17 protein-coding genes and 1 tRNA gene are annotated in these 15,855 nt (G+C 72.3%); 12 read left to right on the top strand and 6 right to left on the bottom strand.

The annotated features are described in order from the left end of the window. The first annotated feature begins 70 nt into the window (after positions 1-70). Both IRY44_RS00755 and IRY44_RS00750 read left to right on the top strand, forming a co-directional pair. A complete protein-coding gene (locus IRY44_RS00755; protein ID WP_026268078.1) occupies positions 71-403 on the top strand; it encodes a PadR family transcriptional regulator in 333 nt (110 codons plus the stop codon). Then, positions 400-1,347, top strand: coding sequence for a hypothetical protein (locus IRY44_RS00750; protein ID WP_194798554.1), 948 nt, complete (start codon positions 400-402; stop codon positions 1,345-1,347). Before IRY44_RS00755 ends, IRY44_RS00750 begins: the two co-directional genes overlap by 4 nt. Before the next feature lie 82 nt (positions 1,348-1,429). On the opposite strand, the gene IRY44_RS00745 is transcribed toward IRY44_RS00750, so the two are convergent. Then, complete coding sequence (locus tag IRY44_RS00745; protein ID WP_073824954.1) at positions 1,430-1,747, bottom strand: helix-turn-helix domain-containing protein; 318 nt, start codon at positions 1,745-1,747, stop codon at positions 1,430-1,432. Between the two features lie 194 nt (positions 1,748-1,941). Here IRY44_RS00745 and IRY44_RS00740 point away from each other — a divergent pair, with 194 nt between their 5' ends. The 8 genes from IRY44_RS00740 to IRY44_RS00705 all read left to right on the top strand — a co-directional run bounded on the left by IRY44_RS00740 (position 1,942) and on the right by IRY44_RS00705 (position 9,048). Next, positions 1,942-2,628, top strand: coding sequence for a dienelactone hydrolase family protein (locus IRY44_RS00740; protein WP_135243364.1), 687 nt, complete (start codon positions 1,942-1,944; stop codon positions 2,626-2,628). Positions 2,629-2,647: 19 nt separating this feature from the next. After that, positions 2,648-3,361 (top strand): uracil-DNA glycosylase, encoded by a 714-nt coding sequence (locus IRY44_RS00735; RefSeq protein WP_194798553.1) that lies wholly within the window; start codon positions 2,648-2,650, stop codon positions 3,359-3,361. Between the two features lie 20 nt (positions 3,362-3,381). Then, entirely contained in the window at positions 3,382-4,113 is a 732-nt protein-coding gene (locus tag IRY44_RS00730; RefSeq protein WP_194798552.1) for a DUF4129 domain-containing protein, read from the top strand. Between the two features lie 20 nt (positions 4,114-4,133). Then, on the top strand, positions 4,134-4,694 hold the full coding sequence (locus tag IRY44_RS00725; protein WP_194798952.1) for a hypothetical protein: 561 nt from the start codon (positions 4,134-4,136) through the stop codon (positions 4,692-4,694). Beyond that, positions 4,694-5,692 (top strand): MoxR family ATPase, encoded by a 999-nt coding sequence (locus tag IRY44_RS00720; RefSeq protein WP_194798551.1) that lies wholly within the window; start codon positions 4,694-4,696, stop codon positions 5,690-5,692. The genes IRY44_RS00725 and IRY44_RS00720 overlap by 1 nt, the downstream gene beginning before the upstream one ends. Next, positions 5,692-7,053, top strand: a complete 1,362-nt coding sequence (locus tag IRY44_RS00715; protein WP_194798550.1) for a DUF58 domain-containing protein — start codon at positions 5,692-5,694, stop codon at positions 7,051-7,053. The genes IRY44_RS00720 and IRY44_RS00715 overlap by 1 nt, the downstream gene beginning before the upstream one ends. Next, a complete protein-coding gene (locus IRY44_RS00710; protein WP_194798549.1) occupies positions 7,050-7,613 on the top strand; it encodes a hypothetical protein in 564 nt (187 codons plus the stop codon). The genes IRY44_RS00715 and IRY44_RS00710 overlap by 4 nt, the downstream gene beginning before the upstream one ends. A gap of 103 nt (positions 7,614-7,716) precedes the next feature. Further along, positions 7,717-9,048: an NAD(P)/FAD-dependent oxidoreductase gene (locus IRY44_RS00705; RefSeq protein WP_194798548.1), complete on the top strand. Its 1,332-nt coding sequence runs from the start codon at positions 7,717-7,719 to the stop codon at positions 9,046-9,048. A 58-nt stretch (positions 9,049-9,106) separates the two neighbouring features. Here IRY44_RS00705 and IRY44_RS00700 read toward each other — a convergent pair whose 3' ends face one another. After that, a complete protein-coding gene (locus IRY44_RS00700; RefSeq protein WP_194798547.1) occupies positions 9,107-10,936 on the bottom strand; it encodes a hypothetical protein in 1,830 nt (609 codons plus the stop codon). Positions 10,937-11,026: 90 nt separating this feature from the next. On the opposite strand from IRY44_RS00700, the gene IRY44_RS00695 reads away from it, so the two are divergent. Continuing rightward, a tRNA-Leu gene (locus IRY44_RS00695) sits at positions 11,027-11,107 on the top strand. Between the two features lie 53 nt (positions 11,108-11,160). Here the strand turns inward: IRY44_RS00695 and IRY44_RS00690 are convergent. The 4 genes from IRY44_RS00690 to IRY44_RS00675 form a co-directional block, all read right to left on the bottom strand. After that, positions 11,161-11,931, bottom strand: coding sequence for a protein phosphatase 2C domain-containing protein (locus IRY44_RS00690; RefSeq protein WP_194798546.1), 771 nt, complete (start codon positions 11,929-11,931; stop codon positions 11,161-11,163). 259 nt (positions 11,932-12,190) lie between these two features. Further along, positions 12,191-12,868 carry a VWA domain-containing protein gene (locus IRY44_RS00685; protein ID WP_194798545.1) on the bottom strand — a complete coding sequence of 226 codons (678 nt, stop codon included), beginning with the start codon at positions 12,866-12,868 and terminating at the stop codon, positions 12,191-12,193. 28 nt (positions 12,869-12,896) lie between these two features. Further along, the gene (locus IRY44_RS00680) at positions 12,897-14,345 is read right to left on the bottom strand and encodes a hypothetical protein (RefSeq protein ID WP_194798544.1); all 1,449 of its coding nucleotides are present in this window, start codon (positions 14,343-14,345) and stop codon (positions 12,897-12,899) included. Beyond that, on the bottom strand, positions 14,342-14,695 hold the full coding sequence (locus IRY44_RS00675; RefSeq protein ID WP_194798543.1) for a hypothetical protein: 354 nt from the start codon (positions 14,693-14,695) through the stop codon (positions 14,342-14,344). The genes IRY44_RS00680 and IRY44_RS00675 overlap by 4 nt, the downstream gene beginning before the upstream one ends. Positions 14,696-14,890: 195 nt before the next feature. On the opposite strand from IRY44_RS00675, the gene IRY44_RS00670 reads away from it, so the two are divergent. Then, positions 14,891-15,748, top strand: a complete 858-nt coding sequence (locus IRY44_RS00670; protein ID WP_194798542.1) for a Bax inhibitor-1/YccA family protein — start codon at positions 14,891-14,893, stop codon at positions 15,746-15,748. Positions 15,749-15,855 lie beyond the last annotated feature (107 nt).

Below are 15,855 nucleotides of genomic sequence, written 5' to 3'. Positions count from 1 at the left end.
ACCGGCCCCGGTGGGCGACATGGTGCTGTGTCGTTGACGGTAGTGCGGATTGCGCACTAGTGTGCGGAGCGTGGATACCACGCAGCTCCTCAAGGGCGTGCTCGACCTGGCGGTGCTCGCCGTGCTCAAGGACGAGGACGGGTACGGCTACGACATCCTGCGGCGCCTGCGCGAGGCCGGTCTCGCCGAGGTCGGCGACGCCTCGGTCTACGGCACGCTGCGCCGGCTGTTCGCGGCCGGTCTGCTCACCACGTACGTGGTGCCGAGCGAGTCCGGGCCGCACCGCAAGTACTACTCGCTCAACGCCGCCGGGCGTGACCAGCTCACCCGCTCCGGCAAGACCTGGCGCTCGTTCGCCACCACCATGGACGCACTGCTCGACGATCGGGGGATGGCGGCATGACCGTCACTGGGCAGGAGATCACGGACTACGTCGACCGGGTTCGCGCGGCGCTCGTCGACCTGCCGCCCGGGGTCCGTGACGAGCTGACCGAGGACCTGCCGGAACACCTCGCCGAGGTGGCCGCCGAGGGCGAGGGCGCGCTCGTGGACCGGTTGGGCACGCCCGAGGCGTACGCGGCCGAGCTGCGCGCCGCCGCCGGCGCCGGGGAGGGGCGGCGACCGGCGCGCTTCCACCGGCTGGCCGAGGCGCGGGAGCAGGCGGCCACGCAGCTCCGCCTGCTGGACCGCCAACTCGGCCCGGTGCTCGGGCACGAGACGGTGAGCGACTTCCTGCGTCCGCTGCGCCCGGCCTGGTGGCTGGTGCGCGGCTGGCTGGCCGCGCTGATCGTGGCCTGGATGGTGGACGGCCGGTCCGGCCTGGTGCCCCGGCTGGACGGCAACAGCTCGATGGGGATGCTGCTGCTCATCGGCGCGATCGTCGCGTCCATGTGGTGGGGTCGTCGCTCGGCCGGGATCACCGGGTGGCGGCGACAACTGCACCAGATCGCCACCGCCGCGCTGCTGTTGTTCTCCATCGCCGTGCTGGCCCAGGTGGACGAGCGCGCCGACACCGACGTCTACGGCAGTTACGAGCAGACGTCGGTGGACCACCGGTACGAGCGGATCGAGGACGTCTTCGTCTACGACCAGCAGGGGCGGCTGATCCGCGACGCGCGGCTCTTCGACCAGAACGGCGTGCCGATCACGCTCGGCTGGCCGAGCTGCATGGCCGACACGGGCGCGGTGCCGGAGATGCGTAACACCTACCCGTACTGTCCGGAGCGGGCCCCGTTCGGCCCGCCGGTCTCACCGTCGATCGCCCCGCCCGCATTCGCGCCCACGGACAGCGCCACCCCGACCGCGCCCACCACCAGCGCTTCCCCGGAACCCACGTCAACCCCCTGAGCGCGCTCGACCGCGCGAGATCTTGGAAGGAAACGGCCCTCATAGGGGCCGCAATCTTCCAAGATCTCGCGCGGAGCCGCTGTTAGGCGATGGCGGCGATGTCGCCGTCGTCGAAGTAGATCGCCTGATGGAGTCGGCCACCCAGGGCGGCGGCGAACCGGGCCACCACGTCCTGACCGGAGATCTTTCCCTGCTCGATCTGGGAGATCCGTCCCTTGGTGACGCCCATGCGGTCAGCCACCTGCTGTTGGGTCAACCCCCGCGCTCGGCGCACTTCCGCGAGTCGGTGACCGATGACCTCGGCGAGGAGTTGCTGCTTGCCCGCGTCGACCGCCTCTTCGCCTCCGGCCCGGGCGACGTGGTCGACGCGGATGTCCTGCCATCGGGAGTAGTCGCTCATGCCTTCCCCTCCTCTCGCGTCCGGCACCATGCGACCAGTTTAGCGATCGCTATACCTGTGGGGCGGTTCAACAGGAGGTGAATGCCACTGTTGTTCCGTCTTCCCCGCGCCGGTGACGGCGTGGCACGCTACCGGCACGTAGCAGCCAACTGGGCGACCAGCCAATGATGACTGACCGCTAGGAGGACGGGCCCATGGGCGAGATGGTGAGCTTCACCGGCAACGGGGGGACGAGCGAGGGGTATCTCGCGATACCCTCCGGCGGTGCGGCCAGCCCGGCGGTCATCGTCATCCAGGACTGGTGGGGTCTCGTACCCCACGTCCGGGCCGTGGTGGACCGCTTCGCCGAGGCCGGCTTCGTCGCCCTCGCGCCCGACTTCCGGCACGGCGGGCCGGCCGTGAAGCCGACCGAGCCGCGGCTGATGCTGAACAGCTCCCAGATGGACGAGGCGGCCAGCGACATCGCCGCCGCAGCCGAATACCTGGCGAGCCGGTCCGAGGTCGCCGGCAAGGTAGGCTGCGCCGGGTTCTGCGCGGGCGCCAGCCTGGCCCTGTGGTCCGCCACGTTCTCCGAGCGCATCGTCGCGACCGCCGGGTTCTACCCGCGCCTGCCCTGGGAGGGCATGGCCACCGACTGGGCCGACTACGCCGGGAAGGCAGCGCTCATCCACTGCTCCGAGGCCGACGGCCTGTCCGCCGCCGACGGGGTGCAGAGCGTACGCCGGTCCATCGAGTCCGCCGGTGGCACCTGCCAGACGTTCGACTACCCGGGCACCGCGCACGCCTTCTTCAACGAGGACCGGCCCGAGCACTTCGACCAGCGGGCGGCCGCCACCGCCTGGGCCCGCACGCTGGAACTGTTCCGGGCGAAGCTTGGCTGAGTCGCGTACCCCGCAGGACGTGGCCGCCCGCGCCGCGCGGGCGGCCGACCTGGCCGACCTCGACGGCGCGGTCAGCGACTGCTTCGCCTGCCCACGCCTGGTGACGTGGCGGGAGGAGGTCGCCCGGGTCAAGCGGGCGGCCTTCCGCGACCAGGACTACTGGGGACGGCCGGTGCCCGGCCTCGGGCCGGCGGACGCCCGGATCGCGATCCTCGGCCTGGCGCCGGCCGCGCACGGCGGCAACCGCACCGGCCGGATCTTCACCGGGGACCGGTCCGGTGACGTGCTGTTCGCCGCGCTGCACCGCGCCGGGCTGGCCAACCAGCCGACGAGCGTGTCCGCCGACGACGGCCTGACGCTGCGTGACACCCGTATCTTCGCGGCCGTGCGGTGCGCGCCGCCGGACAACAAACCCACCCCGGACGAGCGGGACACCTGCGCGCCGTGGCTGCACCGCGAGGTCGAGTTGATCCGGCCCACGCTGCGCGTCGTGGTCGCGCTCGGGGCGTTCGCGTGGGCCGCGTGGTGGCCTGTGCTACGCCAGGTGTACGGGCAGCGACCGCCCACTCCGCGACCGGTGTTCGGTCATGGGGCACACTGGTCCGGCGAGTCGGTGCCGGCGTTGCTGGGCTGCTATCACGTCAGCCAGCAGAACACGTTCACCGGCCGGCTCACACCGGCGATGCTGGACGACGTGTTCACCCGGGCGAAGGACCTGGCCGGGGCGGACTGAGGAACACCTGAGGCGGTGGGATGGATTTCGGCGTACTGCGCAGGTGGTGGCCGGTCGCCGCGGTGACGGTGCTGCTCGCGCTCGCCGCGTTCGCCGCCGGTCACTCCGCCATCGGGGCCAGCCGGATCCCGCCCGCCGCCGACACCATCCCGTACGTGCCGGACTACCCGTCGCCCGAGGCCGTGCCGTCGATTCCTGTCGAACCCCGCGACGTGGGTGAGTCCACGTCGGGCGGTGTGCCCGACTGGCTGGCCACCACCGCTGTGGCGTTGCTGTTCGCGGCGGTGCTGGGCGCCGTCGGGTACGTCCTGTGGAACGTGCTCCGGGGCGCGCTGCGGCGCACGACTCGCGCGGTTCCGGTGCGGCGCTCGCGGCGTACCGCGGAGGGGACCGCCCGTGAGGTGGTGGCCGCGCTCGACGCGGGACTCGTCGAACTGGACGACCGCTCCACCGACCCGCGGACCGCTGTGATCGCCTGCTGGGTACGCCTGGAGGAGGCGGCCGAGGACGCGGGTGTGCCCCGGCACACCGGTGACACCCCGACCGACCTGGTCGGCCGGCTGCTGCGCGGCGACCCGGCGGCCGGGATCCCGGCGATCGCCAGTGCCGACGTGCTCGACGGTTTCGCGCACGTCTACCGGGAGGCCCGCTACGCCACGCACCCGGTCGACGAGCGCACCCGGGACCAGGCCCGCGCCGCGCTGCGCCGGTTGCGCGGCGAGTTGACCAGCCTGGCGGGGGAGGCGTCGTGAGCACCAGCATCGACGACCTGATGTCGTTCGGCGAGGAGCCCGCCGGGGAGGACGTCCGCCCTTCGGGGAGTGGCCGGGCGCGCCTGCTGCTGCGGACGGCCGCGGTCACCGCGGCCGTCGTCGTGGTGATCGTGGTCGGGCTGCGCGCGGTCGGCCTGAAGGTGCCGATCTGGATCATCGTGGCCGGGGTGCTCGCCGTGCTCGCCGTACGCCGGGTCACCGCCGCGCTCTCGCCCCCGCCGCCGCCCCGCGCAGGCGCCCGGGCGCCCGCCGGTGAGGAGCCCGGCACCTGGAACTGGTCCGCCCGGGACGCGCTGCGTACCGCGATCAACGGCTGGGAGCGCCCGCTGGACTGGTCCTCAGACAACCGGGAGCGGTTCACCGAACGCATCCTGCCCCGCCTCGGCGAGCTGGCCGACGAACGGCTGCGTCAACGGCACGGCGTCACCCGTGAGTCCGACCCGGCCCGCGCCCGAACCCTGTTGGGCGAGCCACTGTGGACGTTCCTCGCCACCCCCGTCCGCCGCCCTCCGTCGCCGCGCGACCTCGCGGCGATCGTCGCCGAACTGGAGAAGATCTGATGAACGACGTGGACCGGAGCATGGCCCCCGCCGAGGTGGGCCGGCTCGCCCGGGCCGTGCTGGAGGCGGTCGGCACCGTCGTGGTCGGCAAGCGGGACGCGCTGGAGCTGGTGCTGGCCGGCATCCTCGCCGGTGGTCACGTGCTGCTGGAGGATCTGCCCGGCCTGGGCAAGACGCTCACCGCGCGCTGTTTCGCGCAGGCGCTCGGGCTGGACTTCCGGCGCCTCCAGTTCACCCCGGACCTGCTGCCCGCCGACGTGACCGGCTCGTTCCTCTACGACCAGAGCAGCGGCGACTTCGCCTTCCGGGCCGGGCCGGTGTTCACCAACCTGCTGCTCGCCGACGAGATCAACCGGACGCCGCCGAAGACGCAGTCGGCGCTGCTGGAGGCGATGCAGGAGAAGCAGGTCTCGGTGGAGGGCGTGACCTACCGCCTCGACGAGCCGTTCCACGTGCTCGCCACCGCAAACCCCATCGAGTACGAGGGCACGTACCCGCTGCCGGAGGCGCAGCTCGACCGGTTCCTGCTGCGGGTCTCGTTCGGCTACCCCAGCCACGACGAGGAGTGGGACGTGCTGCGCCGCCGGATCGCCCGTCGCCGCGAGGAGGCGGAGATCAAGCCGGTGGTGGACGCCGCCACGCTGCGCGCCATGCAGGCCGCGCTGGAGGACGTGGTGGTCGAGGACTCGGTCGGCCGCTACATCGTGGCGCTCACCGCGGCCACCCGGGAGCACCCGTCGGTGCTCGTCGGCGCGTCCCCGCGCGGCTCGCTGGCGCTGCTGCTGCTGTCCCGGGTCCGGGCGGTGCTCGCCAACCGGGACTACGTGGTGCCGGAGGACGTCAAGGCCGTGGCGGCGCCCGCGCTGGCGCACCGGATCACGCTGAGGCCGGAGATGTGGCTGCGGCGCGTCGACCCCTCGTTCGTCGTCGGCGAGGTGCTGGAGTCGACGCCCGCCCCGGCCAGCGGCGCGCTGCCCAGCTACGCCGCCGGACGCTGATGGACCGGTCCGACGCGGCGAGCGGCTGGGCGCCCACCTGGGCGCTGGGCCGGGCCGTGCTGCTCACCGGCGTGCTGCTCGTCGCCGCCGTCCTGCTCGGCCGCATCGACCTGGTGGTGCTCGCCACGCCGTTCGCGCTCGGGACCGCGTACGCGCTGCGCCGCCGCCCCGCCGGGCTGCCCGAGCTGGAACTGGGCGTGGGAGACACCCACTTGGTCGAGGGCGCGCCGCTGGCCGCCACCGTCGACGTCGCCAACCCCGACCTGATCGGGTACGACCTGGCGGTGGTCCGGACCCGGATGTCGCGCTGGCTTCGGGTGGAGCAGGTCGGCTTCGGCGGCGCCGGGCTGGACGTGAGCCGCTCCGGCGGGGCGGACCGCCCGTTCGTCACCTCCGTACCTCCGGGGAGCGCCGTCGACCTGGAACTGACCGGCACCGCCCTGCGGTGGGGACGGCACCCGATCGGCCCGGCCGGGGTGCGGGTCGCCGCCGCCGACGGGCTGCTGGTCTCCCGCGCGGTGATCACCGACCCGATCCGGGCGCGGGTCTATCCGCGTACCGAACCGTTCGACGCGGTCGAGGCGATGCCCAGGGCCGCCGGGCTGGTCGGCGCGCACCGGTCGCGGCGGCCGGGCGAGGGCGGCGAACTGGCCGGGGTACGCGTGTTCGCACCCGGCGACCGGCTGCGCCGCATCGACTGGCGGGTGTCGCTGCGGGCCCGCCAACTGCACGTCGCCGCCACGCTCTCGGACCGGGACGCCGAGGTGGTGGTGCTGCTGGACGTACTGGCCGAGGCCGGGCGCTCCGGTGGCGTGAACGGCACCGCGTCGGTGCTGGACACCACCGTGCGGGCCGCCGCCGCGATCGCCGAGCACTACCTGCACCGCGGTGACCGGGTGTCGATGCTGGAGTACGGCCCGGCCGCCCGCCGGCTGCGTCCGGCGACCGGCCGGCGGCAGTACCTCACTGTGCTGGAGTGGCTGCTCGACGTGCAGGCCGAGTCGTCCCCGCACGAGCCGTACGACCAGGTCTTCGGCCCGCAGGTGCTCTCCTCGGACGCGCTGGTGGTGGTGCTCACCCCGCTGCTCGACGAGCGGTCCGCGCAGATGCTGGCCCGGCTGGCCCGGGGCGGCCGGTTCGTGGTGGCGGTGGACACGCTGCCGGCCGAGCTGCCGATGCCGAAGGAACGCGGCTGGGCCGAGGTGGCGTACCGGCTGTGGCGGCTGGACCGGGACACGATGATCGGCCAGCTCCGCGAGCACGGGGTGCCGGTGGTGCGCTGGGCGGGCGCGGGCAGCCTCGACGAGGTGCTGCGCGACGTGGCCCGGCTGGCGACCGCCCCGAAGGCAGGTTTCAAATGACGGACGCTCTTGTGGAGCGGGTGCGAGCGCTGCGGTACGCCGTCGCCCGGGTCAGTCCGCTGCCGTTGCTCGTACGCGGCGGCATCTTCCTCACCGTGCTGGCCGGCTTCCTGCTCGCGTACCCGGTGCAGGCCCTCACCCCGCGTTCGCTGCTGGCCATGACGGTGGCCGCGGTGCTCCCGGCGGCCGGGCCGCGCCGGATCTGGCCGACGTTCACCGCGCTGGTGACAGTCGGCGGCTGGCTGCTGGCCACGCTCGGCTTCGACCGGCCACCGGCGCTGTGGCGGCTGCTCGCCGTGGCGACGCTGCTCTACCTGGCGCACTCGCTCTGCGCGCTGGCCGCGCTGCTGCCCTACGACGGGCTGATCGATCCGGACGTGGTGCTGCGGTGGCTGGGCCGGGTGGGCGGCGTGGTGCTCGCCAGCGCCGTGCTCGGCGTGGTGCTGGCGAGGCTCGGGGGAGTGGGCGGCACCGACGGCTCCCAGGCCGCGACAGTGGCGGGACTGCTGGTGGCGGTGGGGCTGAGCGGCTTGCTGGGCTGGTTGCTCCGACGCAGGTGACGCAGCGTTCCGGCGACGTTGCGCAGGTCACACCGGTTGTGCTCCGTCACAGAAGGGGGTCTCGCGCGGGATTACCCGAAGCACCCGGGGAAAGATAGATGACGTGAACCCGAAGCGGATCCTTGTCGTGGGTGCCGGTCACGTGGGCCTGTACGCCGCTCTGCGCCTGTCCAAGAAGCTGAGCAGGCGTGAGGCGGAGGTCATCGTCGTCGACCCGCAGCCGCACATGACGTACCAGCCGTTCCTCCCGGAGGCATCGGCGGGCAACATCTCCCCTCGGCACGCCGTGGTGCCGCTGCGGCGGGAGTTGCGCAAGTGCACCGTGGTGGCGGGCACCGTCACCCGGATCGACCACGACCGCATGACCGCCGTGGTGCAGCCGATCAGCGGCCCGGCCCGGGAGATCCAGTACGACCACGTGGTCGTCGCCCCCGGCTCGGTCTCCCGCACCCTGCCGATCCCCGGCCTGCACGAGCACGGCATCGGGTTCAAGACCATCGGTGAGGCCATCTTCCTGCGCAACCACGTGCTGGACCGGCTCGACGTGGCGGCCTCCACCACCGACCCGGCGGTCCGCAGCCGTGCGCTGACGTTCACCTTCGTGGGCGGCGGCTACGCCGGCATCGAGGCGCTCGCCGAGATGGAGGACATGGCCCGGGACGCGCTGCGCTACTACCCGGAGCTGAAGCCGGAGGAGATGCGCTGGGTGCTCGTCGAGGCGACCCAGCGGGTGCTGCCCGAGGTCGACCGGGACATGGGCGCCTACACGGTGCAGCAGCTGATGAAGCGGGACATGGACATCCGCCTCGACACCCGGCTGGAGTCCTGCGTCGACGGTGTGGTGAAGCTCTCCGACGGGGACAGCTTCCCGTCCGACACCATCGTCTGGACCGCCGGTGTGAAGCCGTCGCCGATGCTGGACGCGACGGACTTCCCGCGTGACGAGCGCCGCCGGGTCACCTGCCGGCCGACGCTGCAGATCGTGGACGGCGACCGGGTGGTCGAGGGCGCGTGGAGCGCCGGCGACTGCGCCGCCGTACCGGACCTGACCAAGGAGCCGGGTAACTTCTGCTCCCCGAGCGCCCAGCACGCGGTGCGGCAGGCGGCGCGGATGGCCGACAACATCGCGAACGTGATCCGCGGGCGCGAGCCGGTCGACTACAAGCACAAGCACGCCGGCAGCGTGGCGAGCCTCGGCCTGCACAAGGGCGTGGCGCAGGTCTACGGCATCAAGATGACGGGCTGGCCCGCCTGGTTCATGCACCGGACGTACCACATGTCGCGGATCCCCTCGTTCAACCGCAAGGTGCGCGTGGTGGTCGACTGGACGCTGGCGTTCTTCCTCAAGCGTGAGGTGGTCGCGCTGGGCCAGCTGCACGACCCGCGCGAGGAGTTCGCCGAGGCGTCCGCCCCGCCGGTCGCCGCGCGCGTCTGACGCCTGCCGGACGGAAGGCCCTTCCCGTACGCGGGAGGGGCCTTCGCCGTGTCCGGGATCAGAACCGCCAGGTCCAGGCGTCGGCGAGCCGCGTACCCGGCCGCCCGAACAGCTGCTCCACGGTGCGGCGCAGCATCTCCGCGTGCGGCGTGTCGTCGGTCACCGCCACGCACGAGGCGTGCCAGAACTCGACGTCCCGCGCGGCCTGGCGGCGTTGCCGGTCACCGATCGCGGGTGCCACGCCCCGGCGGGCCACGTCGGCGAGCAGCGTCGAGGTGGGACGCTGCCAGGTGCCCATTGTCGCCTCGCCGTGCGGGCCGTACGGGCCGATGAAGAAGCCCTCCGGCATGGCGAACGCGACGCCGGTGGCGGTGGCCCAGCGCATCGGCCAGGGAGCCTGCGGAGTGGCGGTGGGCACCGGCACCAGCACCCCGCCGGGGCGTACGCACTTCCGCCAGTGGCCGCCGGTGACGAACTCGGGCAGCGGCGGCCGGTCCATCGTGGGCAGCGGCGTGGGAAGGACACTGAGCAGCGCCGCGCCGACCGCGAACGGGACGACCCGGCGGGCCCGCCCGGGTTCACCGAGCGCCCGGTGCACGGCGAGGGTGAGCACGGTGCCGACGAGCGGCAGCACCGCCAGCGCGAAACGCATCGGCAGCGCGCCGTCCACCACCGGCAGCCCGGCCAGCAGCGCGTACGGGCCGGGGATCCCGGTCCGCTCACCGCCCGCCACCACCTCCGGGCCGAGCGCGAGTGCGGCCATCACCAGCGCCCCGGCCACGAGCGCCACCACCGGGGCCCGCCGCCCCAGCCAGGCCGCGCAGGCGGCGGCGACCAGCAGCAGCGGCCAGCCCAGGAACGTGGTGAACTCGGCCGGGCCGGTGGTGAGCCGTACCGCCTCCGGGCTGCCGAACACCGTCAGCGCGGACAAGCGGGTCCAGCCGATCAGATCGGCGGAGAAGTAGGCGGGCGGGAACATGCCGTCCGCGACACCCTGCGGGCCGGCGAACTGCACCCACAGCGGGTACGCCAGCACCGGCAGCGCCAGCCCGGCGGCGACGAGCAGGCCACCGGCGAACCCGGAGCCGGCCCGGCGCAGCAGGTCCCGGTCGGCCAGCCCGTACGCGACTGCGGTCACCGCCAGGGTGAGCGCGGCGAGGAACAGCACCTCCTCGCCGACGAAGACCTGCACGGTGACGACCGCGGCGAGCCCGGCCGCGGAGGAGGCCGTCCGGCGTCGGTCCGGGCCCTCCGGGCGACCGGCCGGGTCGGCGGCACGCAGCAGCCGGACCACGAGCCAGACCAGCACCGGGACCAGCCACTGCGCGGTCATGTGCAGGTGGCCGTTGCTCTGCGAGACCATGCCCGGCCCGAAGCCGCAGAGCGCCGCGCCGAGTACGGCAGCGAGCCGGCGGGCCCGCAGGACGCGGACGAACAGCAGGTACCAGGCGAGCGCCGTCCCGGCCATGTTCACGGCGACGAGCAGCGCGAACGTGACAGGCGCCCCGAACGCCAGCGTGGCCGGGGCGAGCAGCACGCCGAGCGCCACCACCGAGGTGTTCGCCATCAGGTTGACCCCGTCCGGCGCGTTCAACCGGCCGGTGACCAGGCCCAGCTCGCCGCGCAGGGCACGCGCGTCCAGCGCCAGGAACCACTCGTACAGCGTCTGGTCCGCCGGGTTGAGCGCGAGTGCGCGCGTGCCCGGCGCCGGCCAGAGGCCGTGGGTGAGCCAGGCGGCGAGCGCGACGAACGCCAGCCCCACGAGCAGGTCCGCGCGGTGCCGCCGGACGGCGGCCGTCACCCGCCGCGCGACCCCCGCCGGACCGGCCGTCCGGCGGTGATCGGGCCGGAGGGCCGGGCGGGCGGCGCTGGTCACGGCCTCGACCATAACGGCCGCACCCGCCGGGGTACGCCGCGTCGCGGCCGAGCCGCTACGGTGAGATCTGCACCGCCGCGTGGCGACGCGCCGGTGTCACCCGCCCGGGTGGTGGAACGGCAGACACGGCCGCCTTAAAAGCGGCTGCCGCAAGGCGTGCGGGTTCGACCCCCGCCCCGGGCACACGACAGCTCCCCTCATGATCACGAGCGGCTCGCCGCGGGCCCGCAACGGGTTCACCGGAGGCGGGCCGGATCCTCACCCTGGTCTTCCTCGGCCGGGCCGTTCGCCGCCGCGTCGGCGGGAACATCGTCGCGCCAGACCAGCACCGCCGTTCTGTCGTCGTGCGAGCCCTGCCGCCGATAGCGCAGAGTGTCGCCGACGCCGAACGGCAGATGTGGTACCTGCCACTGCCCGCCCAGCCACTCCCGGAGTGTGCCGGAGTGGCGCAGGTCGTTCGCCAGCCCGTCGGTCCCGAGGACCACCACGGCGGCCGAGGGCAGCTCGGCCACCTCGATGTCCTCCTCTGCCTGATACGGCATCGTCGCCGTCACCAGGTTGAGTGGGCCGGTCTCGGCCGGGAATGCCTCGGTGAAGACGCCGGTCCGGAGAGTGAAGGCGGACACATCCCCGATCCGGGCGACGACGCAGCCACGCTCCGAGAACACCGCTACCGCGCCGACGCAACCCGCCGCCCTGGGATCTATGCCGTACGCCTCCCGGACCTTCTGTTCCATTCGTTCGCTCGCCCGGACGAGTAGCCGAGCAGGATCCGCCTCGGTCGGCTCGTCGGCCTCGGCTCTGCCCGCCGAGATCAGCACCGACTCGACGAAAAGGTGCGCACCCAGTTGCGAGTACGGTTTGGAGCCCAGACCGTCGGCGACGGCTACGTACAACCGGCCGGATTCGCCGAGCATGAAGTTGTACGCGTCCTGCCGCGGTTGCCCGGACTGCAGGTGGCCCACGCCGATCATCGACGCGCCGGCCACCCGGTAGCCGCCGGCCACGATGCCGTCCAGGGCGATCGCGGGTGGGCGGAGGGTGAGGCCGGCCTTGAGCCGCCCGTGCTGGACGTCTGCGACCCGCCCGATCACCGGGGCGGCCGACGGGAGGTCGGCCGGCTTCGGCTCGTCCTCCGGGAGGGGCGCCGGCTGCACCGGAACCGGCTGTTCCGGTGCCGAGGATGGCTCGGACGGGGTGAGGTCCGGCTCAGCCGGTGCCTCGCCTCCGCTCCACAGGTGGGCGAACGGGAAAGGCATGCCGGCCTCAGATCGTCAGGGCCGGGAGGGGCGTGAAGTGGTCGCTCGGCGCCTCCAGGTACAGCCCTTCCTGCTTGGTCGGGTCGGCGAGGCTCGTCGAGGTGGTCCGGATGCTCCCGATCAGCGCGTTCATGATCTCGCGGACCTGGCTGACCGGGTCGGCGTCCTTGGCCATGAAGGCGAACCGGGTGGCGATCTTCTGGAGCTCCTCCCGGTGCGCGTCGGCGAGACCGAAGGCGACCACCTCGGGCGCGAACTTCCATCCCGGGTCCCGCAGGCTCTTGAGCGCTTCGGTCCAGTCTTCGGCGGCCTGGTGCGCCCCGTCGCTCATGAAGAACACGACCGGCCGGTAGACCGGCGTGCCCTTGGGCAGGGAGCGCATACCGGCCTCGATCGCCTGCCGGGCGCCACGGAAACCGGCTGCGAAGTTGGTGCCGCCCTCGACCAGCAGTTCGGGCAGCGGAGCTTCGGCGATGTCGCAGAGGGGGAGGGCTACCCGGCTCTCATCCGAGAACGTCACCACGGCGATGCGGGCGATCTCGCCGACCGTCGGGTTGGACCGCATCTCGTGCTGAATCTCCGGCAGGGCCTTGTTCACCGCCTCGATCGGGCCACCCGACATCGAGGCGCTGACGTCGACCAGCAGGAAGACCGGGAAGATGGTGAAGAGCTCGTTCGATGACATGTTGGTTCTCCCTTTCCGGGGTGTGATGTCAGGCGGCCAGGCCTACCAGCCACGACAGGAGAGCGAAGCCGCTCAGACCGAGGCCGAGGCAGCTGCTGACGATGGCGGCGGTGCGGCCGGGGTAACCGGAGTAGGTCCTGATGGACTGGGCCAGGACGAGACCACAGACGATTCCGCCGACCGGCCACAGGCAGAACGACAGCAAGGCCAGCGGCAGGTACCAGGCGACTCCGCCGCCCATCGCCCAACGTGCCAGTGCCCCTGGATCCTTTCCGGGTGTCGGCGCGTAGGGCGGTGGGGACACGTATTGAGGCGGCGGGTACTGCGGAAGAGGCGGCTGCGGTATGGGCGGCCTCTGATACACCTGCGCTGGTCGATGTGGCGGCGGAGGTGGGGGCCGATGCCAGTAGGGCTGCTGTTGCGGTTGTGGTGGCCGGTACTGCTGATACGGCGGCGGCTGATGCCGTGTCCCGGACGACGGTTGCGGAGGGCTGGGCGGCGGTAGCGGGGTAAAGGTTCCCGGCGTCACGCCCTGCCGGGGTCTCGGCGCGTTCAGCTCCTTGTCCAGCCGGGCCAACGCGGTCTCGTCGTACTTCCCGCCGGCCACGTAGACCTCGATCAGGACCCTGACCCACTCGGCCGGCTCCGGCCGCTTGCTCGCGTCCAGCGGATCGGTCAGTCCTCGCCGCATCAGCGCAGCAACTCGCGGATCGAGGTCCGACGGGATCTGGCCCGGTGCCGACCAGGTGCCGTCCTTCTGCTTGCCGAGCGCGCCCCCCTTGATCAGCAACAGCCCGCGGTAGAACGCCAGCGCCAGGCAGTACCAGTCGCTGTAGTGGTCGTGCGCCGGCACGACCTTGTCCACCACCCGCGGGTCGGTCCAGTAGACGGCCTGCACCCCCACCTTCGGCGGCGGATCCTGCGGCACCATGCCGTCGCAGTCGATCAGATACGCCTCCGGCGTCGGGGTGACCGTCCAGGCGACGTTCTTGGCGTTGATGTCGCCGTGCACCAGCCCTTTGCTGTGCACGAACGCGAGGATCTCGGCCATCCGGAGCAGTACGATCAACCGTTTGGTGGCGGGCGGTGGTTTCGACCGGATCATGACCAGGAAGTCGAGCGTGTTGACGGTGCCGAGCGTCGGGTGGAAGTAGCGCTGTGGGATGGCCGGCAGCACGCATCCGATGATCTGGCGATCGGACTGGCGGACGATGTCGACCGGCCAGTTGACAGACGACTCCGGCCGAGCACCGATCTCCAGCCCCTGCTGGATCAGCACGTCCCGGCCGATCTCGACGAGCTGCTCCAGGTGCACGGCCGTCGGGGCCTTGTCCGGGGAGTGGTACTCCTTGTAGACCCAACGCGGGTCGGTGAGACGGTAGATGGCTCCGACACCGCCCTTGCTGATCGGGCCGCCGACCACCGTGTACGTCCCGTGATCACCGTGGGCGATCCGCCGGGCGGCGGGGGTGGTCATGAACTGCCCAGCCCGGAGAGGCTGTCGATGGTGCCGTCGACCCGCCCCGAGTTGCCGCAGCGCGGGCAGTTGAAGACTTCCCAGCTGCGGTCATGGCAGCTGAGCTCACGGCACCGCCCGCAGCGGACGAAATTGTCCGCTGCGCAGTACACGCAGCCCGGATAAGCCGCGCCGAGGCTGAACGACCCGTTGATCGAGCCGTTCCCGTGCTGCGGTGGCACCACGCTGCCGGGCCGTTGCTTCGAACCGGCTGTCGCCACGTACGACTCGCCGTCCCACCGGAACCGGATCACCGCAGGCAGGCGCGTCGAGCTGCACACCATGCTGACGAAGAGAGCATCGTCCGTCATCGGCCTGAGTCCTTCCCTGTACACATCCACCGTTCTCTGACGGACAGGGCTTCCCCGGCCGACGAAAGCCCGTCGGCGCCTGGTACGGAACTCTCAGCTTTCCCACAGCTAGCCGTGGCGCGCGCGATTGCGCCCACGTCTACCCTGGAGTAGCACGTCTTTCGTGCGATCGACCCCCTGAGGGAGGCCTGAGAAGTGAAGACGTCGAACCCGGTGCTCGCCCGGCTCGGCCAGGCGGCAGAGCGTGAGCGGGCGGCCGGGTACGCCCAGCCCGGGCCGTACGGTCAGCCCGGATACCCCCAGCAGTACCCGCAGCAGCAGTACCCCCAGCAGCCCTACGCCCAGCCCTACCCGGGCGGCTACGGCCAGCCGGTGGCCCCGCCCACCGTGACCCCGATGACCCTCGACGACGTGGTCGTCAAGACGGTCCTCATGCTCGCCATCCTCGGCGCCTCGGCCGCGGCGGCCTGGGTCCTCGTGCCGGACTCGCTTGTCGGCGTCGCGTGGATCGGCGCCGCGGTGGTCGGCCTGGTGCTCGGCCTGATCATCTCGTTCTCGCGGATGGCCAACCCGGCGCTCGTCGTGGCGTACTCGGTCATCGAGGGCGTCTTCGTCGGCATGGTCAGCAAGGCGTTCGAGTCGCTCTACGACGGCATCGTGCTCCAGGCGGTCGTGGCCACGTTCGGCGTCTTCTTCCTGATGGCGATGATCTACAAGGCGCGGATCATCCGGGCCACGCCGAAGTTCGCCCGGATCATGGTGGCGATCATGGCCGGCCTGTTCGGCGTGATGCTGGTCAACCTGGTGCTGGCGCTGTTCGGCGTCAACACCGGCCTGCGTGACGGCAGCCCGCTCGCGATCGGCTTCAGCCTGGTCTGCATCGTGGTGGCGTCGCTGAGCTTCGTGCTCAACTTCGCCGACATCGAGGAGGGGGTCCGGATGGGCCTCCCGCAGCGCTACTCCTGGACCGCCGCCTTCGGCATCGTGGTCGGCCTGGTCTGGCTCTACATCGAGATCCTGCGGCTGCTCAGCTACTTCCAGGGCGACGACTGACATCACGCCCTCCCCGACGACGCCCGCCTGCCGCATCCGCGGCGGCGGGCGTCGCCGTTTCCCCGTCCCCGCCGGGCCGCCCGGGGCAGAGTGGGATCCGGGTACGT

The organism is Micromonospora sp. ANENR4 (genome assembly GCF_015354395.1).
GTDB lineage: Bacteria > Actinomycetota > Actinomycetes > Mycobacteriales > Micromonosporaceae > Micromonospora > Micromonospora aurantiaca.
This window is presented reverse-complemented; position numbering and strand designations above follow the sequence as displayed.

Coding starts and splice junctions, on each gene's coding strand:
- IRY44_RS00750 (WP_194798554.1), top strand. CDS start 400: ATGACCGTCACTGGGCAGGAGATCACGGACTACGTCGACCGGGTTCGC.
- IRY44_RS00745 (WP_073824954.1), bottom strand. CDS start 1,747: ATGAGCGACTACTCCCGATGGCAGGACATCCGCGTCGACCACGTCGCC.
- IRY44_RS00740 (WP_135243364.1), top strand. CDS start 1,942: ATGGGCGAGATGGTGAGCTTCACCGGCAACGGGGGGACGAGCGAGGGG.
- IRY44_RS00730 (WP_194798552.1), top strand. CDS start 3,382: ATGGATTTCGGCGTACTGCGCAGGTGGTGGCCGGTCGCCGCGGTGACG.
- IRY44_RS00725 (WP_194798952.1), top strand. CDS start 4,134: ATGTCGTTCGGCGAGGAGCCCGCCGGGGAGGACGTCCGCCCTTCGGGG.
- IRY44_RS00720 (WP_194798551.1), top strand. CDS start 4,694: ATGAACGACGTGGACCGGAGCATGGCCCCCGCCGAGGTGGGCCGGCTC.
- IRY44_RS00715 (WP_194798550.1), top strand. CDS start 5,692: ATGGACCGGTCCGACGCGGCGAGCGGCTGGGCGCCCACCTGGGCGCTG.
- IRY44_RS00710 (WP_194798549.1), top strand. CDS start 7,050: ATGACGGACGCTCTTGTGGAGCGGGTGCGAGCGCTGCGGTACGCCGTC.
- IRY44_RS00700 (WP_194798547.1), bottom strand. CDS start 10,936: ATGGTCGAGGCCGTGACCAGCGCCGCCCGCCCGGCCCTCCGGCCCGAT.
- IRY44_RS00685 (WP_194798545.1), bottom strand. CDS start 12,868: ATGTCATCGAACGAGCTCTTCACCATCTTCCCGGTCTTCCTGCTGGTC.
- IRY44_RS00680 (WP_194798544.1), bottom strand. CDS start 14,345: ATGACCACCCCCGCCGCCCGGCGGATCGCCCACGGTGATCACGGGACG.
- IRY44_RS00675 (WP_194798543.1), bottom strand. CDS start 14,695: ATGACGGACGATGCTCTCTTCGTCAGCATGGTGTGCAGCTCGACGCGC.